The 22,116-nt window shown below is 62.7% G+C and carries 19 protein-coding genes; 11 read left to right on the top strand and 8 right to left on the bottom strand.

The genetic code is table 11. From position 1 onward, the window contains the following. The first annotated feature begins 493 nt into the window (after window positions 1-493). The 4 genes from MKZ40_RS13620 to preA all read left to right on the top strand — a co-directional run bounded on the left by MKZ40_RS13620 (window position 494) and on the right by preA (window position 5,870). A complete protein-coding gene (locus MKZ40_RS13620) occupies window positions 494-1,396 on the top strand; it encodes a nitrilase-related carbon-nitrogen hydrolase (RefSeq protein WP_052384559.1) in 903 nt (300 codons plus the stop codon). Window positions 1,397-1,480: 84 nt separating this feature from the next. Continuing rightward, a complete protein-coding gene (gene hydA, locus MKZ40_RS13615) occupies window positions 1,481-2,923 on the top strand; it encodes a dihydropyrimidinase (protein ID WP_175090172.1) in 1,443 nt (480 codons plus the stop codon). 206 nt (window positions 2,924-3,129) lie between these two features. Further along, on the top strand, window positions 3,130-4,518 hold the full coding sequence (locus MKZ40_RS13610; protein WP_175090171.1) for an NAD(P)-dependent oxidoreductase: 1,389 nt from the start codon (window positions 3,130-3,132) through the stop codon (window positions 4,516-4,518). Continuing rightward, entirely contained in the window at window positions 4,518-5,870 is a 1,353-nt protein-coding gene (gene preA, locus MKZ40_RS13605) for an NAD-dependent dihydropyrimidine dehydrogenase subunit PreA (protein WP_175090170.1), read from the top strand. The genes MKZ40_RS13610 and preA overlap by 1 nt, the downstream gene beginning before the upstream one ends. 159 nt (window positions 5,871-6,029) lie before the next feature. Here preA and MKZ40_RS13600 read toward each other — a convergent pair whose 3' ends face one another. The 3 genes from MKZ40_RS13600 to MKZ40_RS13590 all read right to left on the bottom strand — a co-directional run bounded on the left by MKZ40_RS13600 (window position 6,030) and on the right by MKZ40_RS13590 (window position 8,652). Beyond that, window positions 6,030-6,650, bottom strand: a complete 621-nt coding sequence (locus tag MKZ40_RS13600) for a TetR/AcrR family transcriptional regulator (RefSeq protein ID WP_043333730.1) — start codon at window positions 6,648-6,650, stop codon at window positions 6,030-6,032. Window positions 6,651-6,817: 167 nt separating this feature from the next. Next, window positions 6,818-8,026 carry a CmpA/NrtA family ABC transporter substrate-binding protein gene (locus MKZ40_RS13595; protein WP_175090169.1) on the bottom strand — a complete coding sequence of 403 codons (1,209 nt, stop codon included), beginning with the start codon at window positions 8,024-8,026 and terminating at the stop codon, window positions 6,818-6,820. 50 nt (window positions 8,027-8,076) lie between these two features. Continuing rightward, entirely contained in the window at window positions 8,077-8,652 is a 576-nt protein-coding gene (locus MKZ40_RS13590; protein WP_054555320.1) for an ANTAR domain-containing protein, read from the bottom strand. 562 nt (window positions 8,653-9,214) lie between these two features. Between MKZ40_RS13590 and MKZ40_RS13585 the strand changes: the two genes are divergently transcribed. Further along, window positions 9,215-10,573 (top strand): NarK family nitrate/nitrite MFS transporter, encoded by a 1,359-nt coding sequence (locus tag MKZ40_RS13585; protein WP_043333727.1) that lies wholly within the window; start codon window positions 9,215-9,217, stop codon window positions 10,571-10,573. Between the two features lie 121 nt (window positions 10,574-10,694). Here MKZ40_RS13585 and MKZ40_RS13580 read toward each other — a convergent pair whose 3' ends face one another. The 3 genes from MKZ40_RS13580 to dbpA all read right to left on the bottom strand — a co-directional run bounded on the left by MKZ40_RS13580 (window position 10,695) and on the right by dbpA (window position 13,226). After that, entirely contained in the window at window positions 10,695-10,862 is a 168-nt protein-coding gene (locus MKZ40_RS13580; RefSeq protein WP_166019763.1) for a hypothetical protein, read from the bottom strand. 139 nt (window positions 10,863-11,001) lie between these two features. Beyond that, window positions 11,002-11,574 carry an N-acetyltransferase gene (locus tag MKZ40_RS13575; RefSeq protein ID WP_054555319.1) on the bottom strand — a complete coding sequence of 191 codons (573 nt, stop codon included), beginning with the start codon at window positions 11,572-11,574 and terminating at the stop codon, window positions 11,002-11,004. A 251-nt stretch (window positions 11,575-11,825) separates the two neighbouring features. Further along, window positions 11,826-13,226: an ATP-dependent RNA helicase DbpA gene (dbpA, locus tag MKZ40_RS13570; RefSeq protein ID WP_175090168.1), complete on the bottom strand. Its 1,401-nt coding sequence runs from the start codon at window positions 13,224-13,226 to the stop codon at window positions 11,826-11,828. A 1,118-nt stretch (window positions 13,227-14,344) separates the two neighbouring features. Between dbpA and MKZ40_RS13565 the strand changes: the two genes are divergently transcribed. Then, window positions 14,345-15,940, top strand: coding sequence for a pyridine nucleotide-disulfide oxidoreductase (locus MKZ40_RS13565; protein WP_175090167.1), 1,596 nt, complete (start codon window positions 14,345-14,347; stop codon window positions 15,938-15,940). 342 nt (window positions 15,941-16,282) lie between these two features. Here MKZ40_RS13565 and MKZ40_RS13560 read toward each other — a convergent pair whose 3' ends face one another. Beyond that, entirely contained in the window at window positions 16,283-16,717 is a 435-nt protein-coding gene (locus MKZ40_RS13560; RefSeq protein ID WP_043333725.1) for a hypothetical protein, read from the bottom strand. Window positions 16,718-17,165: 448 nt separating this feature from the next. Here MKZ40_RS13560 and MKZ40_RS13555 point away from each other — a divergent pair, with 448 nt between their 5' ends. From MKZ40_RS13555 to MKZ40_RS13535, 5 genes are all read left to right on the top strand, one after another. Continuing rightward, the gene (locus MKZ40_RS13555; RefSeq protein ID WP_175090166.1) at window positions 17,166-17,618 is read left to right on the top strand and encodes a hypothetical protein; all 453 of its coding nucleotides are present in this window, start codon (window positions 17,166-17,168) and stop codon (window positions 17,616-17,618) included. A 203-nt stretch (window positions 17,619-17,821) separates the two neighbouring features. Beyond that, window positions 17,822-18,136, top strand: a complete 315-nt coding sequence (locus tag MKZ40_RS13550) for a hypothetical protein (RefSeq protein ID WP_043333722.1) — start codon at window positions 17,822-17,824, stop codon at window positions 18,134-18,136. A gap of 244 nt (window positions 18,137-18,380) precedes the next feature. After that, on the top strand, window positions 18,381-19,271 hold the full coding sequence (locus MKZ40_RS13545) for a pseudouridine synthase (RefSeq protein WP_175090165.1): 891 nt from the start codon (window positions 18,381-18,383) through the stop codon (window positions 19,269-19,271). A gap of 142 nt (window positions 19,272-19,413) precedes the next feature. Continuing rightward, on the top strand, window positions 19,414-20,607 hold the full coding sequence (locus MKZ40_RS13540; RefSeq protein ID WP_217485900.1) for a DUF3500 domain-containing protein: 1,194 nt from the start codon (window positions 19,414-19,416) through the stop codon (window positions 20,605-20,607). Next, entirely contained in the window at window positions 20,604-21,251 is a 648-nt protein-coding gene (locus MKZ40_RS13535) for a hypothetical protein (RefSeq protein ID WP_175090164.1), read from the top strand. Before MKZ40_RS13540 ends, MKZ40_RS13535 begins: the two co-directional genes overlap by 4 nt. Before the next feature lie 221 nt (window positions 21,252-21,472). Here MKZ40_RS13535 and MKZ40_RS13530 read toward each other — a convergent pair whose 3' ends face one another. Next, window positions 21,473-21,658: a hypothetical protein gene (locus MKZ40_RS13530; RefSeq protein WP_175090163.1), complete on the bottom strand. Its 186-nt coding sequence runs from the start codon at window positions 21,656-21,658 to the stop codon at window positions 21,473-21,475. Window positions 21,659-22,116: the final 458 nt, after the last annotated feature.

Here is a 22,116-nt window from a genome sequence, read left to right as displayed (position 1 = left end):
TTTCATGCATGACGCCTGTCAGGTGGCGACAAGCCGTGTTCGCGACAACTGTCAGTATGGTCAGGTTCCAAGCTGGTGCAAGGCGGTCTTGCGCAATGCCCCTGCAAACGATCACAAGCCACTGTTGTGCATCGCCTTTTGCCTTGAAAATCGCGTGAACCACGCTGATCCCCCAGGCACCACAATGGTGAAACATGGCCTTTTCTTGGACAAAAACTCTTTGATAACAACAAGATAAATCCAAAAGACTTTATTTGACACTTCATCTTGCCGAACGCGGGAACACTGTCTAATGTTCATTAAGCTGACTGGTGAGACAGGATTTAAATCGGACCTTTCCTGACCCACGATGCCTGCCAGCGGCATGCAGACTTGCCAGGCAGGCGGCGTGTTTTTCCTGGAGCCATTTCGCGCTATCCCTGCCCACCCGTTCAGTCCACCAGCACTCATTGAAGACAACAACAACCGGCGCCAAGCGCCCGATGAGGAAGACATGTCGAACGATTCCCGCATCTCCTATACCGAAGATGCCGGCAAGCTGCGCTGCGCCGTCATCCAGATGGGACTCAACGTCTCCACCGACCTCGAGCCCGCGCAGATCCGCGATGCCATGAACGAGGCCCACCTGCCGCTGATCGACCAGGCCGGTGAGGCAGGCGTCAAGATCCTGTGCTTCCAGGAAGTCTTCAATCAGCCCTATTTCTGCCCGAGCCAGGATGCCAAGTGGTATGCCGCCGCCGAGCGCGTGCCCGACGGCCCCACCGTCACCCTGATGCAGCAGTACGCGAAGAAGCATCAGATGGTGATCATCGTGCCCATCTACGAGGAAGTGCAGCCGGGGGTGTACTACAACACCGCCGCCGTCATCGATGCCGACGGCAGCTATCTGGGCAAGTATCACAAGACCCACATCCCGCAGGTGGCGGGCTTCTGGGAGAAATTCTTCTTCAAGCCGGGCAAGTCCGACTGGCCGGTCTTCGACACCGCCTACGGGCGCATCGGCGTCTACATCTGCTACGACCGCCACTTCCCGGAAGGCTGGCGCGCATTGGCGCTCAACGGCGCCGAGATCATCTTCAATCCCTCCGCCACCGTCGCGGGCCTCTCCCAATACCTGTGGGAGCTGGAGCAGCCCGCCTCCGCCGCCGCCAATGGCTGCTACATCGCCGCCATCAACCGCGTCGGCCATGAACAGCCCTGGGATATCGGCGAGTTCTACGGCTCCTCCTACTTCGTGAATCCACGCGGCCAGATCGAAGCCCAGGCCAGCGCCACCGAGGATGAGCTGCTGATCCACGACCTCGACATGGCGATGGTGCGCGAGGTGCGCAACAACTGGCAGTTCTTCCGTGACCGTCGCCCCGATGCCTATACCCGCCTCACCGACGGCGAGTGACGGACTGACGACCCGCACGACAACAACAAGACGACCTGACACTCAATGCCGGACAAGGCCGCGCGATGCGGCCGGGAGAGACTCATGGCAATCCTGATCAAGGGCGGCAGCATCCAGACCCACGAAGAGCGCTACACCGCCGATGTGCTGTGTGACGGCGAGACCATCACCGCCATCGGCACCGACCTGGACGTACCGGACGACTGCGAGGTGATCGACGCCAGCGGCTGCCTGGTGATGCCCGGCGGCATCGACCCGCACACCCACATGCAGCTGCCCTTCATGGGCACCGTGGCCAGCGAAGACTTCCAGACCGGCACCGCCGCGGCGCTGGCCGGCGGCACCACCATGATCATCGATTTCGTGATCCCCTCCCCGCAGCAGCCACTGATGGAGGCCTATCACACCTGGCGCGAATGGGCCGAGAAGTCGTGCTGCGACTACAGCTTCCACGTCGCCGTCACCTGGTGGGACGAGAGCGTCAGCCAGGACATGGCGACGCTGGTCGCCGATTACGGCGTCAACAGCTTCAAGCACTTCATGGCCTACAAGAACGCCATCATGGCGCCGGACGACACCCTCGTCTCGAGCTTCGCGCGCTGTCTGGAACTGGGCGCGATTCCCTCCGTGCATGCCGAGAACGGCGAGCTGGTCTACCACCTGCAGCAGAAGCTGCTGGCCGACGGCATCACCGGCCCGGAGGCGCATCCGCTGTCGCGCCCGCCGCAGGTCGAGGGCGAAGCCGCCAGCCGCGCCATCCGCATCGCCGGAACCCTGGGCACGCCGGTGTATCTGGTCCACGTCTCCACCGCCGATGCGCTGGAGGAGATCCGCTACGCCCGCGAGCACGGTCAGCCGGTCTACGGCGAGGTGCTGGCAGGCCATCTGCTGATCGATGAAGAGGTCTATCAGAACAAGAGCTGGGAATTCGCGGCCGGCCACGTGATGAGCCCGCCGTTCCGCTCGCTGGAGCACCGCCAGGCACTGTGGGGCGGCATCCAGTCCGGTGATCTGCAGACCACCGCCACCGATCACTGCTGCTTCTGCGCCGAGCAGAAGGAAATGGGCAAGGACGACTTCTCGAAGATTCCCAACGGCACCGCCGGGGTCGAGGACCGCATGGCGATGCTGTGGCACGAAGGCGTCAACACCGGGCGCTTCTCCGCCGAGGACTTCGTCGGCCTGACCTCCACCAATGCGGCCAGGATCTTCAATCTCTATCCGCGCAAGGGCGCGATCCGCGTCGGCAGCGACGCCGACATCGTGGTCTGGGACCCCAACGCCGAGCGCACCATCTCGGCCAAGACCCACCACCAGAACATCGACTTCAACATCTTCGAAGGCCGAACCGTCAAGGGCATTCCGCGCCACACCATCAGCCGCGGCGACTGGGCATGGCGCGATGGCGAACTGCATGCCAAGCGCGGCCACGGCCAGTATGTCGAGCGTCCGGCCTACCCCAGCGTGTTCGACCAGCTCAAGGCCCGCGCCGAGAGCAACGTCGTCAGTGCCGTGGATCGCAGCTGACGGTCGGCGAACGACCCACCCGAGAACAGTACGAAACGGCTGAGACCAGTACGGCACGACTGAACGACGACCTGGCGGCGCACCTGACGCGCTGCCGGTCCCTTAGCACTTCCAAACAAGCCGCTGCCAGCCAAGAAGCGCAACCCGACTCGCCTGCAAGATCAACAACAACGACCCCGCGCCTGAGCGCGGGCAGGAGCCACACCGTGACCACATCCTCCACTCCTTCCCACTGGGCCCCGAGCGGGCTCGCGGAAGAGGCGCTGAGTGCGCGTTTCACAGACCTGCATCCGGCGCTCAGCAAGCGCCAGGCCTTCATCGAGAGCTCGCGCTGTCTGTACTGCTACGATGCACCCTGCATCAAGGCCTGCCCGACCAGCATCGACATCCCGACCTTCATTCGCCGTATCCACGATGACAATCTCGAAGGCGCCGCCAGCGAGATTCTGGATGCCAATATCCTCGGTGGCAGCTGCGCCCGCGTCTGCCCCACCGAGATCCTCTGCGAGCAGTCCTGTGTGCGCAATCAGGGCGATGAGTGCCAGCCGGTGCTGATCGGCCTGCTGCAGCGACATGCGCTGGACAACGCCCAGTTCGAAGCCCATCCGTTCACGCGTGGCGCCAGTACCGGTCGGCGTATCGCGGTGGTCGGCGCCGGGCCTGCCGGGCTTTCCTGCGCCCATCGTCTGGCGCGTTTCGGCCACGACGTGGTGGTCTTCGAGGCCGAGGAAAAGGCCGGCGGTCTCAACGAATACGGCATCGCCCGCTACAAGCTGACCGATGACTTCGCCGCCCGCGAGGTCGAATTCCTGCTCGAGATCGGCGGCATCGAGATCCGCCACGGTCAGCGCCTCGGCGACAACCTGGCGCTAGCCTCTCTGACACGCGAATTCGACAGCGTCTTCCTGGGCCTCGGCCTTGGCACCAGCCATGCCCTCGGCCTGACCGGCGAGGATGCCAGCGGCCTGATGGCGGCCACCGACTTCATCAAGGTGCTGCGTCAGAGCGGCGAACTGAACGCCCTGGCAGTACCGAAGCACGCGGTGGTGATCGGCGCGGGCAACACCGCCATCGACATCGCCGTGCAGGCCAAACGCTTGGGCGCGCAGACGGTGGACCTGGTCTACCGGCGTGGCGAGGAGCAGATGTCCGCCACCCATCACGAACAGGAAATCGCGCGCGCCAATGGCGTGATGATCCACACCTGGGCGCGCCCGCTGGCCATCGATGTGGCAAGCGGCAGTGAGGGTGGTGATGCCGCGCTCAGTGCGATGCAGTTCGCGCGCACGCGGGTCGAGGATGGCCGCCTCGTCGATACCGGCGAGACCTTCACGCTGGCCTGCGATGGGGTCTTCACCGCCATCGGTCAGGGCTTCGATGACGCGAGCCTGAGCGATGCGCATGCCGCAGGGCTGGCCCGCGAGGGGGCCAAGATAGAGGTGGACGAGATGCTGCGCACCAGTCTGCCCGGCGTCTATGCCGGCGGTGACTGCATCGCCCGCGGGCAGGACCTGACCGTTCAAGCCGTCGCCCACGGCAAGCTGGCCGCCGAGGCCATCCATCACGATCTGATGCTCAAGGTGGAGGCCGCCTGATGACCATTCATACCCCGCTCAATGACGACAACGCCCACCCGGCAGGTGCTGGATCAAGCGGCGATCACGTCGCCAGCTACAAGGCCGATCTGTCGGTCAACTTCGCCGGCATCCGCGCCCCCAACCCCTTCTGGCTGGCCAGCGCTCCGCCCACCGACAAGGCCTACAACGTGGTGCGCGCCTTCGAGGCCGGCTGGGGTGGTGTGGTCTGGAAGACGCTGGGTGAAGACCCGGCGGCGGTGAACGTCTCCTCCCGCTACTCGGCGCACTATGGCCCGAATGGCGAGGTCAGCGGCTTCAACAACATCGAGCTGATCACCGACCGCTCGCTGGAGATCAACCTGCGCGAGATCACCCAGGTCAAGAAGGACTGGCCGGACCGCGCGCTGATCGTCTCGCTGATGGTGCCGTGCGAGGAAGAGGCCTGGAAGACCATCCTGCCGCAGGTCGAGGCCACCGGCTGTGACGGCATCGAACTCAACTTCGGCTGCCCCCACGGCATGCCGGAACGCGGCATGGGCGCGGCGGTGGGCCAGGTGCCGGAGTATGTCGAGCAGGTCACGCGCTGGTGCAAGACCTACAGCTCGCTGCCGGTGATCGTCAAACTGACCCCCAACATCACCGACGTGCGTGAACCGGCCAAGGCCGCCTGGCGTGGCGGCGCCGATGCCGTCTCGCTGATCAACACCATCAACTCCATCACCCATCTGGATCTCGACCGCATGGTCGCGCATCCCATCGTCGGTGACCGCAGCACCCACGGCGGCTATTGCGGCAGCGCCGTGAAGCCCATCGCGCTGAACATGGTGGCCGAGATAGCGCGCACGCCGGAAACCGCCAACCTGCCGATTTCCGGCATCGGCGGCATCTCCAACTGGGAGGATGCCGCGGAATTCATCGCCCTCGGCGCGGGCAGCGTGCAGGTGTGCACGGCGGCGATGCTGCACGGCTTCCGCATCGTCGAGGAGATGAAGGACGGCCTGGGGCGCTGGATGGACAGCAAGGGCTATCAGCGTATCGACGAGTTCTCGCGCGCGGCGGTGCCCAACACCACCGACTGGAAGCAGCTGGACATGAACTATCAGGTGATCGCCCGCATCGACCAGGACAAGTGCATCGGCTGCGGACGCTGCTACATCGCCTGCGAGGACACCTCGCACCAGGCCATCATGCATCTGGCCAAGGACAACGGCACCGCCCGCTATGAGGTGAAGGACGCCGACTGCGTAGGCTGCAACCTGTGCGAGATCACCTGCCCGGTCGAGGACTGCATCACCATGGAAGTGCAGGACACCGGCAAGCCGTACATGAACTGGATGGAGGACCCACGCAATCCGCATCGCGCGGCCTGATCGTCAGGTGCTCCTCTGATCCCGGGAAACAGCTAGCAATAGATGAGAATGGAAAAGGGGCTGCCAGCAATGGCAGCCCCTTTTTGATTGGCTTTATGGCCCACCAATGATGACCATAATTAGCTTAAGGACAATAAAACCATGAAGTCACCTGCTGACTCAGGCGGACAAACCGACCCCCTTCAGCAGCACCCGCGTCACGTTCTGCACCGCCTGCTCGAATTCCCGATCACTCAGCGCCTTGCCCTGATTGAGCACCGCGATCTGATGATCGAAGTCGGCATAGTGCTGGGTGCTGGCCCAGATCATGTACAGGTAGGCGGAGGCATCGACGTTGTCGATGCGGCCCTCGCCGATCCACTGGCGCAGGCGTGACTTCTTCATCTCGGCCCACTCGTCGAGCCACACCGTCAGCTCTTCGCCCAGCACCGGCGCACCCTGCATGATCTCGCTGGCCCACACCTTGGAGCCATAGGGGCGCTGGCGCGAGTGCATCATCTTGGCGCGAATGTAGGTGGAGAGCACCAGCTGCGGGTCGTCGTAGGCCTCGAAGCACAGCGCATCTTCCTTCCACAGCGCCAACAGGCCATCGAGCACCGCGCGATACAGCGCTTCCTTGGTGCTGAAGTAGTAATGCAAATTGGACTTGGGCAGCTCTACCTCGGCGGCAATATCGACCATGCTGGCGCCGACATAGCCCTTGAGAGCGAAGATCTTTTCGGCGGCGAGCAGGATGCGGCCGACATTATCCTTGCGAATCTGAGACTTGCGAGTGGTCATGCGATCCCCTGACGCGGTGCTGGCAGTGCGATGAGAATATCACAACCGCACTGCCAACATGTCTGAGCCGTCAGGTTTGCCCTGTCATCCGGCAAAGGAGATGGCGACTCTGCAAGTGCTGTGCAATCCCGCGCCAGCGCGGATCGGCAAGAACCGCGCCTGCGACATCATTCGAAGACCGCGCCATCGATGAAGCCATCCGCCGGCATCGGCACCTGGCCTGCCTCGCCGCTCAGCCACCAGGGTGCCGGATGCGTGCCTTCACTGCGCTCATCCGCCACCGGCACCACCATGCCCAGCTTGCGGGCCGCCGTGCGGTAGAGGTCCGGGCGCACACAGCGTGTCAGCGTCGCCTCGAGATCCTCGTCATTGAAGCCCTGCAGATGCCCCCAGCGCTGCATCTGGGCGATGTACCAGCGGGTCTGGGAACGCCACGGGAAGTTGGCCGCATAGTGATGGAAGATGGTCCAGCCGGGATTGTGCTGCTGGAAGTCGTCCACCGACTGCTCGACATCGACGTCTTCCAGCCCGCGCGTCACCACGCTCATCGGCACCTCCGGCATGCCCTCGTCGTGCAGCCACTCGGCGGCTCTGGCCCGATTGCCGGGGCGGTCCAGCCAGGCGCAGGCATTGAGCAGCGCGCGAATCAGCGCCTGATGCGCCAGCGGATGCTGCTCCGCCCAGTCCTCGCGCACGCCCAGCACCTTTTCCTGCCCGAAGCGCCAGATATCGTGACTGCCCGCCACCACCTGCCCCATGCCCTGCGCCGCCGCCAGGCTGTTCCAGGGCTCACCGACACAGAAGCCATCCAGCGCACCGCTGGCCAGCTGCGCCGCCATCAGCGGCGGCGCCACGGCGCGCATCTCGACGTCGCGGTCCGGATTGATGCCGCCCGCCGCCAGCCAGTAACGCAACAGATAACGGTGCGAGGAGAACGGGTGCACGCTGGCCAGCTTGAGCAGCGGCTCACCGCGCTGCTTGCGCTCGCGCACATGCGCCGCCAGCGCCTTCGCGACCTGCAACGGACTGGATAGGTCGTGGCCGTCCTCGCCGAGGGTGGCCATCAGCGCGCGCGACAGCGTGATGGAGTTGCCGCCCAGATTGAGCGTCATGGCACTGATCACCGGCGTGGCGCGGCCATCCAGGCCCAGAGTCGAGGTCAGCGGCATCAGCGCCAGCATCTGCGCACCCTGCAGCACACCGGTCTGCAGGTCATCACGCAACGCCGCCCACGAGGGTTGCCACTTGAGTGTCACCGCCAGCCCCTCCTCGCGGAAAAGCCCCAACTGCTCAGCGACCACGAAGGGCGCGGCATCATTGAGTGGCATCAGGCCCAGCGTCAGCTGATGGCCATTCAGGGGTACATCTGTGGGCATCACGCACACCTCTTGAACGATCGAGAGAGAAGGACAGTACGGCGACCGGCTCAGCGCCGACGCGCGGCCTTGAGCAGCTCATCGGCCAGCTCATGCAGGGCCAGGCGCCGGTTCATGGCGGTCTTGCGCAGGTATTGGTAGGCGGCATCTTCACTGAGCCCACGCGTCTCCATCACCACGGCCTTGGCACGATCGACGCTGCGCCGCTGCACCAATGTGGTCTGGGTACGGTTGAGCTCCCCCTTGAGCGCACGGTGCGCCTCGAAGCTGGTGATGGCGACCTCGACCATGCTGCGCACCATCGCTGGCATGACGTGGTCCACCACATAGGCCGAGACACCGGCGCCGGCCGCCTCACGCACGAGGTCCGGGGCATCTTCACTGGCCAGCATGATCATCGGCTTGGGATAGCGTCGCCCCAGCTGGCCGAGATGCTCCAGGGTGTCGCGGCTGGGCAGGTCGGCGTCGATGATCACCGCATCGGGCTGATGCTGCTCGACCAGCGCGTGCAGGTCCTCGTGCTCGTCAACGCGCAGCGCCACCTCGAAGCCGGCGCTCAATAGCGCCTGCTCCAGCGCGGCGGAGCGCTCACTGCGGACATCGACGATCAGCACGGTCACGGGCATGTCAGGTTTCCTTGGGTCGGGCATGAGACTTGCCGTACACCCAAGCAGGATTCGTGCCGCAATCTGGTGCAACCCTGCGGCCAAGGGCCTTCAGAGCGGCCGAGCCGAAAGCGTCGCTGCACTGCAATGAGGCACGCGCCTGCCCGACCCTCCCAGCGCCATTCGCGTGCGCCAGACTGGTACCTCGCGCCTCGATGACGCACCGCCAGCGCGCATCGAGCGCGCACCCAGCCCGGGGCACCGCCTGCGCATGCCAACCTATTGCCCTCGCCAAGCCATTGATCTTCTGGGACTTGTCCCGCCCACACCCCCGCAACTGGCGCGCTACTTGCTTTGTTCCTGTCACTTGCCGCACAGACGCTCTGCTGCCGGCAACCATGGCATCACCGACTGCTGCCATCGCTATCCATGACGTGGACCAGGCTCTTCGGAGTACGAGTGCGTCGAACCAGGCCCCTCAATGACGAGGCGCCCTTGCTGTCGTTCATTCACAGCCGTTCGACCACTCGCCGAGCACACCTGACTTCGTGCCCGGCACCGACGCTGAATCAGGAGCCCACTCATGGATATCCGCAACAAGGCCAGCCGCATCCGGCTGTTCAGCTTCAACACCCCGCAAATGCGCGCCTTCCACATGTCGTGGTTCGCCTTCCACGTCTGCTTCTTCGGCTGGTTCGGCATCGCGCCGCTGATGGCCGTGGTGCGTGACGACCTCGGCCTGACCAAGACCCAGATCGGCAACACCATCATCGCCTCCGTCGCCATCACGGTGATCGTGCGTCTCGCCATCGGCGTGCTGTGTGATCGCATCGGGCCACGCAAGGCCTACACCTGGCTGCTGTGCCTCGGCTCGCTGCCGGTGATGTGCATCGGCTTCGCCGACAGCTTCGAATCCTTCTTCCTGGCCCGCCTGGCCATCGGTGCCATCGGCGCCTCCTTCGTCATCACCCAGTACCACACCTCCGTGATGTTCGGCCCCAACGTGGTCGGCACCGCCAACGCCACCACCGCGGGCTGGGGCAACCTGGGCGGCGGCACCACCCAGATGCTGATGCCGCTGGTGATGGCCGGCCTGCTGATGCTGGGCGTCGAGCAGACCCTGGGCTGGCGTCTGGCGATGGTCGTGCCGGGCATCGTGCTGTTCCTGACCGGTATCGCCTACTACTTCTTCACCCAGGATGCGCCGGACGGCAACTTCAGCGAGCTGCGTGAGCGCGGTGAGCTGCCCAAGGCCGAGAAGGAATACAGCATGCGCGCCACCTTCGGCGCGGCAGCACGCGACATCCGCGTCTGGGCCCTGTTCCTCGTCTATGGCGCCTGCTTCGGGGTCGAGCTGACCATCAACAACGTCGCCGCCATCTACTTCTTCGATCACTTCGATCTCGACCTCGCCACCGCCGGTCTCATCGCAGGGCTGTTCGGCCTGATGAACCTGTTCGCCCGCACCCTGGGCGGCGTGTTTTCTGATCTCTTCGCCCGCCAGTCCGGCCTCAAGGGCCGCGTGCGCTGGCTGTTCATCGCGCTGCTGTGTGAAGGCGTGGCGCTGGTCGGCTTCGCCCAGATGGAAACCCTCGCGGTGGCCATCGGCATCATGCTGGTCTTCAGCCTCTTCGTGCAGATGGCGGAAGGCGCGACCTTCGGTATCGTGCCCTTCGTCAATCGCAAGGCACTCGGCGCGGTCGCCGGTATCGTCGGTGCGGGCGGCAACGCGGGCGCGGTCGCCGCGGGCTTCCTGTTCCGCAGTGAGGAGCTGACCTACCAGGAAGGCCTGATGTACCTGGGCATGGGCGTGATCGTGATCTCGCTGTTCGCGCTGCTGGTGCGTTTCAGCGCCGCCACCGAAGCCGAGGAAAGCCGCGCCTACGACGCCGCCGTCGCGGACCGCAAGCAACAGAGCGAGCAGCAGCCCGCCTCGGCATAAGCGGATTGCTTTCTCCCCTAGCCAGACACAAGAAGGCCCCACCTCATGGGAGGCGGGGCCTTCTTGTGTCTGTCGACAGCTCAGGTCAGCGGCGATTCATCGCGGCGCTGACAGCCGAGCCTCAGCTATCGGTGGCGTTCTCGACGCTATCACCGGCTTCCTCGACGGCGTTGTCCATCTTCTCACCGGCCTTCTCCATCGGGCCTTCGTCCTCGCAACCGGCGAGCGACAGGCCACCGAGACCGAGCATGGCAATCATCAGCGAACTACCCAGAGTCTTGAGCTTCATGATGTCTCTCCTTGAATCATCGGTCGGAATGACGCGACAGCTGCCATCTCACGCAGGCTGCCACGTGGTGTTACCCATGACATGGAGCGGGAGCCTTGCCGTTTCAAGGGTCACGCAACGCCGAGTTGCCTGTTGCTGATCAAATACCCAGCTCAGAGAAGGTATCGGGAAACTGCACTTCACCGCCCAGCCCCTCCAGATAGTCCGGCAGCAGCTCGAAGGCGACGAAGGAACCCGGCACGTCGTCATGATGGCAGTAGAGCCCGTAATGACACGCCGGATGAAAGCCCAGATGGGTATAGAAATCCGCATGGCCTGCCGCCACCACGGCCCCCGCCCCCAGCAGCCGACAGCGCTTGACTGCCGAGATCACCAGCCGCTTGCCGATGCCGTGACGCTGATGCTGGGGCAGCACCGCCAGCGGCGCCAACGCCATCAGCACGCGGTCCGGATAGCCGGAAAGCTCCACGCGCGACACCATCACATGCCCCAGCAGGCCGCCCTCGCCTTCACTGAGGTGGCGGCCGGTTTCCGGGTCGGTGACACGCTCGGCCACCAGCGAAATCTGCGCCAGATTGCCTCGACGCAATCTGTCACCCAGGCGCGCTTCACGATGGCCGGCAAAGACGGATTCATGAATGCGGTAGATGCGCTCATGATCAATGAGACGTTCTTCACGAATGCGAAGATTATCGACGGCGTTGGCAGTCATCACGAGGTACCGGATCAGCGCCCTGATGGTCAGGGACGTTACCTCAAGCTTAGCCACCGCCCGCAGCGGCTGCGAGCGTCAATCTGCTGCTCAAAAAGCACGATGCCCGCCGTGGTGGCGGGCATCGCTTGGGGTGATATCAAGGTCGCATGGCAGATGAAAAGCCTGGTTCAGCCCCTCTCAGGCTTCTCGCCGCTACCGGTCAGACACGTCGCCGACACTGCTCGAGCATCGCGCCGACGCCGCCCGCCTCAGCTCTTGAGACGACGCGCGCGGAAGGAGCGCCCCTTGAGCTTGCCATTCATCAGCTGGGTGAGTGCCGACTTGGCGACATCACGCTCCACGGCGAGGAAGGTGGTCCGCGCCAGTACCTTGATCTTGCCGATCTTGCTGCCTTCCAGGCCGCCGTCACCGGTCAGCGCGCCGAGGATGTCGCCGGGGCGCAGCTTGTCCTTCTTGCCACCGTCGATCTGCAGCGTCGCCATGCGCGCATGGAACGGCTCGCGCGTCAGCATGCTTTTCGAGGGCAGCGGCTCGACTTCCAGCGTCTGCTCGAGGAATTCGCCCAGCCTGGTCAGGCGATAGTCTTCCTTCTCGGTGTAAAGCGTGCAGGCGATACCGGAGCTGCCCGCACGGCCGGTACGCCCGACACGGTGCACGTGGGCGTCGAGATCACGCGCGATCTCGTAGTTGAACACCGCATCCAGCGCTTCGATATCCAGCCCGCGCGCCGCGACATCGGTGGCCACCAGAATCGAGGTGCTCTTGTTGGCGAACATCACCAGTGTCTGGTCACGCTCGCGCTGTTCGAGATCACCGTGCAGCGCCATGGCACTGAAGCCGTGCTCATTGAGCGCGTCGCTGACTTCCTGCGCCTGACGCTTGGTGTTGCAGAACACCACGCTGGATTCCGGGCGGTACTTGAGCAGCAGGATACGCAGCGCCTCGAAGCGCGCCTCGTCATCGGCGACACGGTGGAACAGCTGACGGATGCTGCTGTCATCGTGGGTGGAGGCCACCTCGATGCTGACCGGATCACGCAGCATGCGCTCGGCGATCGGGCGCACGCCATCGGCGAAGGTCGCGCTGAACAGCAGCGTCTGACGCTCCTCCGGGGTCTCGGCGACGATGGCATCCAGCACCTCGGCGAAGCCCATGTCGAGCATGCGGTCGGCTTCATCCAGCACCAAGGTATTGAGTTCGACCAGGCTCAGGCTGCCCTTGCGCAGGTGCTCATCCACGCGTCCCGGCGTGCCGACGATGATGTGCGCGCCGTGTTCCAGCGAGCCCAGCTGCGGGCCGAAGGGGGCGCCGCCGCACAGAGTCAGCACCTTGACGTTGTGCAGGCCGCGCGCCAGACGACGGATCTCGCCGGCAACCTGATCGGCCAGCTCACGTGTCGGACACAGCACCAGTGACTGCACACGGAAGCGCGAGACCTTGAGACGCGACAGCAGCCCCAGACCGAAGGCAGCGGTCTTGCCGGAGCCGGTCTGGCCCTGGGCGATGACATCGCGGCCTTGCAGCATCGGCGGCAGGCTCTGCGCCTGAATCGGCGTCATGGTGTGATATTCGAGCGTGGCGAGGTTGTCGAGCAGCTCGGGCGCCAGCGCCAGAGAGGCAAAGGCAGGGGTGGCGGTGGCGTCAGTCACGGGGACATTCCTTCAATCGATGAACAGGCACGAGCCGAACGGGCTTACGCGCGGGCGCAGAGCATAGCAGAGCGTGGCCACTAACGCCTGCCACGGATGCCAGCACCTGATACCGGCTCCCCAGGCGAGATAGCCTTTTTGAGCAACGCCCTCTCTTGCCCGCCAGACTCACCTCTCAGCACACCGTATGAGCCAGCTCGAATGTGACTCAACTCAAAGCATGATTTTCGTCACGACAGGATTCGATTCCCGCCAAATATCATTTATTAATTATCGTTAATTAAACAAAATGGCCAACGGTCAGTTGGCATGTCACGAAATCCCATATCAGGCGGTGGTTGAGTCGCTGCATATTTCACGCCGTGCATTTCCTGCAGCGCACTTCACGAAAATGGCGCCGACATTCGTGTCGGGATAATCATCAAGACGTTCTTGTTATCTGCCTCAGACTATCAGTGCCAATGACACACCAGGATTGGCGCATACCGAGATGGGCCCATCCCCATGCCGGGTATGAGGAATGCCACCTCTCATCAGTGATGTGCTGCTGGATACCGCTCGGCTATTGCTCGGCTACCGCAGCGGTGCCGCTGCGCGCCCAGAGGCTCCATCTGAATCGATGTCATGAATATCAATGACTTGCAGATAGCGAAATGCTGTCTGTGTCGCACAGGCGTTTTCGATCTCGGGGTGGTCTCCCGAATTGGATCGTTGCAAGCGTACTGACAGCTCGTGCGAAGCCGGTCATCACGCTGGTCATGAAACCGGTCATCAAGCCCGGCGCAAGGCACAGGTCGCCGGCACTCAGAACCGGCACTCAGAACCGGCAACACCATGGAAACACCATGGAAACACCATTGACGTGAATCCGGCAGCTTCATTGCCGCAATGCACGGCATAACGCGCATGCAAGTTGCTGTAATAGCACGTCAAAGAGCAAATGATATCGCACGGACAGGCGATCTTTGCCACCCGCAACACCACGGTCACCGCTGCCCCGACAACAGGGGAGCAGCAATAGAGCGGCGCAGTCTTCAAGCCGCCAGCTGTCAGAGGGGATCACACCTCTCTACCGAAACAGCCACAAGATGTCACTACGACCCAGGGAGCAAGACGACATGAAGGACCTCTCAAGAATCACGGGCTACGGATGTATCGTGGCCGGTGTCGGCCCGGCAGGCATGGGATTTCTGTTCAATGCCCTCAAGACAGGCCAGATCACGACACTGGCCCGCCACGGACTGTTGATTCTCGATGCCGGCGGTACCCACGCCAGCGGCAAGCTTGGCGCTGGTCGACTGGGCGAATATCGCATCACCGCCAACTCGGTCGGCGATGTGTTCCTCGACTGCCTGCGCGACCCGGCACTCGCCGACGTGCTGGCCCCGCTTGAAGGCGAAGCCTGCCTGGAGCGAATCCGGGCCGATCCCTATTCCTCCCCGCGACTCGATGAGATCGGCGAGCTGCTGGAAGCCGCCAGTGCCCTGGTATTGGCGCACATCACCGCCCTGCCGGGCGTCGAGATGTGGTGCGGCACCAGCCTGGACACGCTGCAGTACCTCGACGGCACCAGCATTCTGACTCTCTCGCATGAACCGGAAGTGGCCCAGCGCACGTCGCGGCTGCGCACCGAGAACCTGGTGCTCAATCTGGGCGGCCAGCAGTGCCCGGAGCAACTGACTCAGAGCCTCAATCGTCAGGGACTGACACCGTCGCGGCGCGCACGCATCTACAGCGGCGATGAGCTGTTGCGCATGCCGCCGGGACAGCTGCGCAGCCTGCTGCTGCCGCGCCTGCGGCGTGGTGGTCGCGTCTGTGTGGTGGGGGGCTCGCACAGCGCCTTCTCGATGCTCGACGTGCTGGCCGACGCGCTGCGCAATACCCGCGTCAAGGAGATCACCCTGCTACATCGCTCGCCGATTCGGCTGTTCTTCGAGAACGCCGAAGAAGCGCGCGCCGCAGGCTATCACTATGATGCCGAGCGCGATGTATGCCCGATCAGCGGTCGCATCAACCGCTCCGGCGGGCTGCGCTACCGGGCGCTGGCCATCGGTCAGGAAATTCTGGCCACCGGCCGCATCGAAGAGTGCGCGATGGACATCCAGCTGGTGCAGACCGGCCCCGGCAGTGCCCAACGCCTGGAACTGGCCAGCGAAGTGCTCGCCGACGCGCCCATCGTGGTGCAGTGCAACGGCTATCAGCCGATTCTACCCACCATCAGCGACGCTCATCATCAGCCCATCACGCTGCGTGAAGTGAATGGCGGGCTGGATTCCGATGCCAACGGCAACCCCTGCGATATCCACGGCCAGCGTCTTGCGGGCCTCTACATGTTCGGGCTGGGCGCCGGTCTCGCCGTCGACCCGACACTGGGCAGTGAAGCCTCCTTCGATGGCCGCATCTACGGCGTCTGGCAGTTCCACAACCACGCCAGCCTGCCGGCCCTCCACGCCATCATCGCGCGCAACGCCAGTGACGACGCACTCGGCAGCGACACTGCTCACTCCGTCGGTCAGGTGATCGCCAGCGATCGCGGCATGGCCAGCGTCAGCGGCAGTGGAATGACCAGCGACAAGACCTGCGCAAACAGTGTCGTCAGCGAGAAGTCCAGCGCGGACAGCCTCGCACAGGCGAGCGAAGCCGAGGACTTCTCCAGCGCCCTCAAGGTGCTGAGTGACTCACTGGGCCTGCAGCAGAAATCCCGCATGGCGTAGCAAGGCATGACGTGACCTGAGCAAGCACAGTGCTGCCTGTGGGCCTTGCCATCAGATGATTACGTAATGCTGATTATGGAGAACAGCAGACACAATCATGGGCTTAATCACCTGCACATAAGCCAGCCGATTGCCTTTTGGGTAAACATAACAAGAAAAAACACATAACGACGCTGGAACCCCCACTCTCCCCGGCGCAAGCAAGCAAGGCCACACGAAGACGCACGATGGCGATACCTCCCCACACAAAAGCGCCGCCCGGGCATGTCCCGAGCGGCGCTTTTGTGTGTCATCTCAGCAAGGGCAGTGGCCGAACCTTGCAGCCAGCTCGGCCACGGTCACTTAGCGTGCCGCTTCTTCCTCAAGACGCGCCTGCTTGCCACCGAGGGTGAAGCAGGTGTCGATCTCGCGCAGCATGAACAGCGCGACACAGGCGGCCAGCATCGGCCAGGCAGCGAAGAACAGCAGGTGATCGAACGGGTCCAGATACTGCTTGAAGGCAGAGAAGGTAGACCCGGCGTGCAGCAACAGCACCAGACCGTAGGTTAGGGTCTTCTTCACGCCGGTGACGAACAGCAGCAACAGCACCATCTCGATGACGGCAATCGCGATGACGATGCCCTCGCCCATGCCACCGATGGCATAGAACTTCTCGAAGATGGCGGCGGCGTGGCCAGGATTGAAGAACTTGTCCAGTGTCCACATCGTGATCACGAGGAAGACCCCGAGGCGCAGCAGCAACAGGGAAATGCGGATTCGATCGGCGTACTTCGTCATGTCAATTCTCTCCAGGGGGAATGGGCCTGCGCTGCAACGCAGCGGGCACGTGCTGCTGTGTACGCACGAAGTGGCCGTCTGGTTGCATCGATTGATGTTTTTTCTCGCAAAATTAATCACTTGGCAGCCCCACCCCGCCTCATGACTACTTGGCGCAAACGCCTGCTTCGTCTGCCGGCTTAGCGCCCCCGAGCTGCCATTGTTGGGCAAAACAGCAGCAGTGACTGCCGCGCAAGCGACGCTGACTCGCCCGCAATCCAACACTCTGCCTTTCTCGCTGTCTGATTCATCAGCGGCTATGGCCTTTGCTGCCTCGCCCTGACCCTCAACCCTCGCCACTTGCCACTTGCCCCTCGACCGGCCTGCCGGCTCGCCCTTCGCGCTGGAGTTTATCCACATGGCCTCCAAGACTGACCATCCGTCTGCTTGCCCGTCGTCAGACGCTTCAATGCCGGGCTCTTCAATCAAGCCCCCTCCTGTGCTGCGCCGCTGGCAAGCGCCCGGGCTTGGCGACTCTCGCCTGCCGGCACGCATTGCAAAGGCGCGCTTTCCGGCCTTGAGCGCCCAACTGCTGGCGCATGCCGCGCGCATTGCAGCAGAACGCGAGCGCGGCGAGATTCTCGACTACGCCTGTGCCATGAGTGCGGTGCCGACGGTGATTCAGGAGATCTGGCTGGCCAGTGGCGAGCTTGAGACATTCGCATTACGCGAAGGCATCCAGATCGAGAGCCTGGCGGAGCTGCTGGGCGAGCACACTCCGCCTGACAGCCCCGCCACCGCTGAACAAAGTGGCGTGCCAGCGCGGGTCGTGAGGCCACTTGATACTTTTGACTGGCTGCATCTGGCGCTGGAGCAGCTGTTGCAGATACATCAGGATAAGCAACGTTTACACTCAGACTGATGTATCTCGGCGCCAAAACTCGTATGGTGGGAGAGAGGCTCGGCCTGTCGTCGATCAAGATGACGCGCGAGCCTCGAGCACGACTGTCATATGCACGACTGGAACGCATTTCTGGTACGAGCAACAAGGCACGACATCAAGCACAGCACGCGGAGCAGAACATCACGATCGATCATTGAAAACGACCAGCCGAGGAGGTTCACATGAAGGTCTACAAACCTGAATGGCGTTGCACGCTCGACGTGACGGAAGGCCCCGACCCCACCGCCCGCTGGAAAACACGGCTTGCCTGGCGCTTGCGCGCCCTCGCCGACCGCTTTGATGGCGGTAGTCGTACGATGAAGATTGACTGCAATGTCACCCCGGCGCTCACCCGCGAAGAGGTCGACACCTGCCTGGGCAAGGGCTTCGCCCTCAGCCAGAATCTGATGCTGCAACTGGCCAACCACAGCGCCTGCGAAGATGTCCTACGCGACGCCAAGGCCGAGCTCTACGAAGAAGAGCAACACCCGATGTAACGGTCTGATCTCAGTAGAACCCCGCAGATCACCCGATCGGTGAAGGTAATCCGCAAGACGCATGAAAAAGCCCTCCCGGCGACGCCGGGAGGGCTTTTTTGATGTTGTATCTCAGCGCCTTGAATAGACCTTTGATCCCAGCACTCCCTACCTATAACAGCGCCAAAAATACTGACAACGCCGCTCCCCGCCTCACCCTGTACAATGGCTCCCTCAAGCCGCTCCCCACGACCTCAGGCCTTCCATGTCCATTTCCGCGCGTCCTTCCAAGCTGAGCTTGCCTCAGGTCAATCCCGGTGTGACGACGGTGCTGGAGTATCTGCTGCTCAAGTTTCCGGCGATTGCCGAGTCACGCTGGCGCGAGCGCATGGCCGAGGGCAAGGTGCATCGCGATGATGGCTCGCGGATTACGCCAGAGTCGCCCTACCAACCACATCTGCGCGTGTTCTATTACCGCGAGGTGGCAAGCGAGCCGAGCATTCCCTTCGCGGAGCGGATTCTCTATCAGGATGAGCACATTCTGGTGGCCTACAAGCCGCACTTTTTGCCGGTGACGCCCGGCGGCCTGTACGTGAACGAGTGCCTGCAGCAGCGGCTGCGCAAGCGCACCGGAATAGAGGCGCTGCAGGCGGTGCATCGGCTGGATAGAGTCACGGCGGGGCTGGTGCTGTGCTCCGTCAATCCCGACACGCGCCCCCTCTACCATCAGCTGTTCAAGTCACGAAATATCCACAAGACCTATCAGGCCATCGCCGAGACCCACAGCGATGAATCCCTGGTGGGCCAGCAGTGGGAGGTGAAGAATCGTCTCGAGCAGAGCGAGCAACGCTTCCGCATTCATGTCACCGACGGCGCGGCCAACAGCCACTCGGTGATTCGCTGCGTGCAGCAGACAGAGAGCCAAGCATTGTTCGAGCTGCACCCTGTCACCGGCAGAACCCACCAGCTACGCGTGCATATGCAGACTCTGGGCTGGCCGATTCTGAATGACCGCTACTACCCCGTACTGCAACCGCTCTCGCCGGATGACTACGCGCGCCCCCTGCAGCTGCTCTCCAAGGGATTCGAGTTCATTGACCCCGTCACCGGCGAGGAAAGACGCTTCGAATACGACGGTGATCTGACACTGGCGTGAGCCGTGACATGGCCCGTGGCTGTCGTCGCCAGCCGACGCACAGCCCACCGCATGTGCACAAAGAAATCATCGGGTGAAGGCTTCCTGCTCGACGTCAGGCGGGCTAAGGTTTTCCTCCTGTCCCCGGAAAATAGGCCCAACGATGTCCCGACGTCTCGCAGTGACCGGAGGAGCCGCGCTGGCCGCGCTTCTGTCCTTCCCCGTCCTCGCACAACAAGGGCACGACGGGCCGCCGCCCGATCACGATGGCCCGCCGCCGATGTCAGCGGAAGACCAGGCCCTGAGCGAGGCACTGCGCGCGCGCATGGGCGATACCAGCACCCAGATGCAGAGCGTGCCCATCCCCGAGAGCGCCGCCGAGTGCGGCGACACGCCAGGTTATGAGCGCATGCTGTGCCTGATTGACCTGCTCAAGGCGGATATCTCCGGCGATGACATCCTGCAGAACCTGCAGCATGACTACTCGCTCGCTGAGGCCGAGAACTGGAGCAATCTGCCCGCTGGCGCCTTCCCGAAACGCCCCGGCGTGCTGCTGGGCGAGCTGAACATCAAGCAGCGCGGCCTCGTCAAAGCCATCATGCTGGAAGCCACCGGCCACGCGCCCGATGAAGGCTTCGACGAGATGCTCCAGACGCTCAACGCCGATGACTACATCAACACCGTCAGCACCGACTACAAGGCCGGTTACTCCTCCTACAACACCAAGTTCGCCTTCCTCGGCACGCCCGGCGAGACCGGCACCTGGGAGCTGTACTACGGCGGCCACCACATGGCCTTCGCCAGCACCTACACCGACGGCAAGCTGGCCGGTGCCACGCCCTCCTTCCGTGGCGTGGAACCCTTCCCCTATTTCGAGATGAACGGTCGCGTGAACGAGCCGCTGACCCAGGAACGCGATGCCTTCGCCACCCTGTTGAGCTCGCTCTCCGATGACCAGAAGGCCGAGGCCACGCTGGAAGGCACCTACCGCGACATCCTCGCTGGCCCCCAGGCCGACGACGCCATCCCCGAAAGCTATGAAGGCCTGCCGGTCTCCGAACTGGATGATGACCAGCAAGCCCTGCTGCTGACGGCCATCGAGACCTACGTGGACGACATCTCCGCCCCCGAAGCCGCGGCCTACATGAAGAAGTACACCTCCGAGCTTCCCGAGACCTATCTCGGCTTCTCCGGCACGCCGCAGGTCAGCGCCGAAAACGATTATGTGCGGATACACGGCCCGTCGCTGTGGATCGAGTTCTCGTTGCAGTCCAACAAGTCCACCGACAAGGTCGGCAACCATCCGCACTCGGTATGGCGTGACCGCACCGACGACTACGGCGGCCAGAACGAATGACCCGCTGCTCGCCGTGGCGCGCGGCGCTGCTCACGCTCGCGGTGATGATCGGCGGGACTACGCTTGGCGGCAATGGTAGGGGAATCAGCGGCATGGGAGTCAGCGGCATGGGCATCGTCCAGACGGCTCACGCCCATGCCCTGCCCGGCAGCACGCTCATCTTTGAGCAGCAGCCAAAGCACACGCTCAAGCTCACTCTCCAGTTCCCGCGTGAAGATCTGCTGATCGCCGCGCCACAACTGGCAGCGCTTGGTGACGCCAAGCCCGATGCCCCCTTGGCGCAGACGCTGACAGATCAACTCGGTGACTATCTCAGTCGGCACTTGGCGCTCTCCAAGGACGGCGACGCGCTGCCGCTGACGCTCACCGAGGCGCATCTCACCTCTACCTATCAGCCACAACTCGGCGACTACCTGCTGGTCGTCACACAATGGGATGTGAAGACCGAGGAAGCCGAACCGGACTCACTGCTGCTGAAATACGACGCCGTGATGCACGAAGTCCGCAATCACCGCGCCGAAGTCGAATGGCAAACTCCCGCAGGCGACACCCGCCTGATGGCCGACTTCGGCTTCTTCCACTCCGCCCACAGTGTCCGGCTCGACCTGAGCAAGGCCAGGCAGGCGCCAGCCAAGCAGGAATGAGCCGAGCTGGAGTAAACAAGGCGGTAAGCGTTTCCTGAATCGCGCCCACAAAAAAGCCCTTCCGGCCAATGGCCAGAAGGGCTTTTTGCTTGCTGCGTTCTCGTCTCGATCAGTTCAAGAGACCGTCAGGACGAAACGCTGCGTCAGCTCAGCGAGGGGTGATCGTCAGGCGATCATTCCCACTCGAACATCAATGAGCAGAAAATACATCGAAATAACAGCTAGTTAGAAAGGCCACCTTTCTCGATACCATCATCTATACCATGCTCAAAATTTTTTTGATTATTTCCAGCTCGTCGACGTTTTAGTTCAGCTTTGGCCCAAGCTGACGATTCTGCCATGTCACGACGAAGCTCTTGCCTCTCTTCAACAGTAAGCATTCGTGGTCCCGAGGTAATTCTATCCATCTTGTACTTCCAACTTGTCGCAGTACATTTTTAAAACGCACCAAATCATGAGTTACCAGCAATAGACCTTGGGAATATTTTTGTATTAATTTTCATACACATCTTGAAAGCCATCAATACTGCACAAAAATTATACAGCCAAGATTAACCTTCTTAAATAAAAGGGTCAAATCATGGATTTGAAACCAAGACCATCATCAATAGACAAGTCTACTGGCAAACCAGATCAACGTCGAGGTGACAACAAAAAACTGGCTCTTCGACGCCAGGTGTGGAATTAGTGCCCTGGAATGGTCCAGGATATGGGCCCCGAACAGACTGGAGAATTGACATGGATGGTACTCAGGTCCTGACCCTTGGCTTGGGCTTGCAAGCGCCTTGGAAACTCAAGGACCAGCATCTGGATACCACGTCATCTCCGCATCGTCTCGAGCTTTACGTGGAAGCCGACCGGGGGA

It is taken from the genome of Cobetia sp. BMC6 (assembly GCF_029991385.1).
Classification (GTDB): domain Bacteria; phylum Pseudomonadota; class Gammaproteobacteria; order Pseudomonadales; family Halomonadaceae; genus Cobetia.
Note: the sequence above shows the minus strand (reverse complement) of the source record. Positions and strands in the feature narration are given on the sequence as shown.

Bases quoted from the DNA above. Each gene is read 5' to 3' on its own strand.
- MKZ40_RS13555 (WP_175090166.1), top strand. From the start codon at position 17,166: ATGCCGGGCTCTTCAATCAAGCCCCCTCCTGTGCTGCGCCGCTGGCAA.
- MKZ40_RS13550 (WP_043333722.1), top strand. From the start codon at position 17,822: ATGAAGGTCTACAAACCTGAATGGCGTTGCACGCTCGACGTGACGGAA.
- MKZ40_RS13580 (WP_166019763.1), bottom strand. From the start codon at position 10,862: ATGAAGCTCAAGACTCTGGGTAGTTCGCTGATGATTGCCATGCTCGGT.
- MKZ40_RS13545 (WP_175090165.1), top strand. From the start codon at position 18,381: ATGTCCATTTCCGCGCGTCCTTCCAAGCTGAGCTTGCCTCAGGTCAAT.
- MKZ40_RS13585 (WP_043333727.1), top strand. From the start codon at position 9,215: ATGGATATCCGCAACAAGGCCAGCCGCATCCGGCTGTTCAGCTTCAAC.
- hydA (WP_175090172.1), top strand. From the start codon at position 1,481: ATGGCAATCCTGATCAAGGGCGGCAGCATCCAGACCCACGAAGAGCGC.
- MKZ40_RS13540 (WP_217485900.1), top strand. From the start codon at position 19,414: ATGTCCCGACGTCTCGCAGTGACCGGAGGAGCCGCGCTGGCCGCGCTT.
- MKZ40_RS13595 (WP_175090169.1), bottom strand. From the start codon at position 8,026: ATGCCCACAGATGTACCCCTGAATGGCCATCAGCTGACGCTGGGCCTG.
- preA (WP_175090170.1), top strand. From the start codon at position 4,518: ATGACCATTCATACCCCGCTCAATGACGACAACGCCCACCCGGCAGGT.
- MKZ40_RS13535 (WP_175090164.1), top strand. From the start codon at position 20,604: ATGACCCGCTGCTCGCCGTGGCGCGCGGCGCTGCTCACGCTCGCGGTG.
- MKZ40_RS13530 (WP_175090163.1), bottom strand. From the start codon at position 21,658: ATGGATAGAATTACCTCGGGACCACGAATGCTTACTGTTGAAGAGAGG.
- MKZ40_RS13560 (WP_043333725.1), bottom strand. From the start codon at position 16,717: ATGACGAAGTACGCCGATCGAATCCGCATTTCCCTGTTGCTGCTGCGC.
- MKZ40_RS13565 (WP_175090167.1), top strand. From the start codon at position 14,345: ATGAAGGACCTCTCAAGAATCACGGGCTACGGATGTATCGTGGCCGGT.
- MKZ40_RS13600 (WP_043333730.1), bottom strand. From the start codon at position 6,650: ATGACCACTCGCAAGTCTCAGATTCGCAAGGATAATGTCGGCCGCATC.
- MKZ40_RS13590 (WP_054555320.1), bottom strand. From the start codon at position 8,652: ATGCCCGTGACCGTGCTGATCGTCGATGTCCGCAGTGAGCGCTCCGCC.
- MKZ40_RS13620 (WP_052384559.1), top strand. From the start codon at position 494: ATGTCGAACGATTCCCGCATCTCCTATACCGAAGATGCCGGCAAGCTG.
- MKZ40_RS13575 (WP_054555319.1), bottom strand. From the start codon at position 11,574: ATGACTGCCAACGCCGTCGATAATCTTCGCATTCGTGAAGAACGTCTC.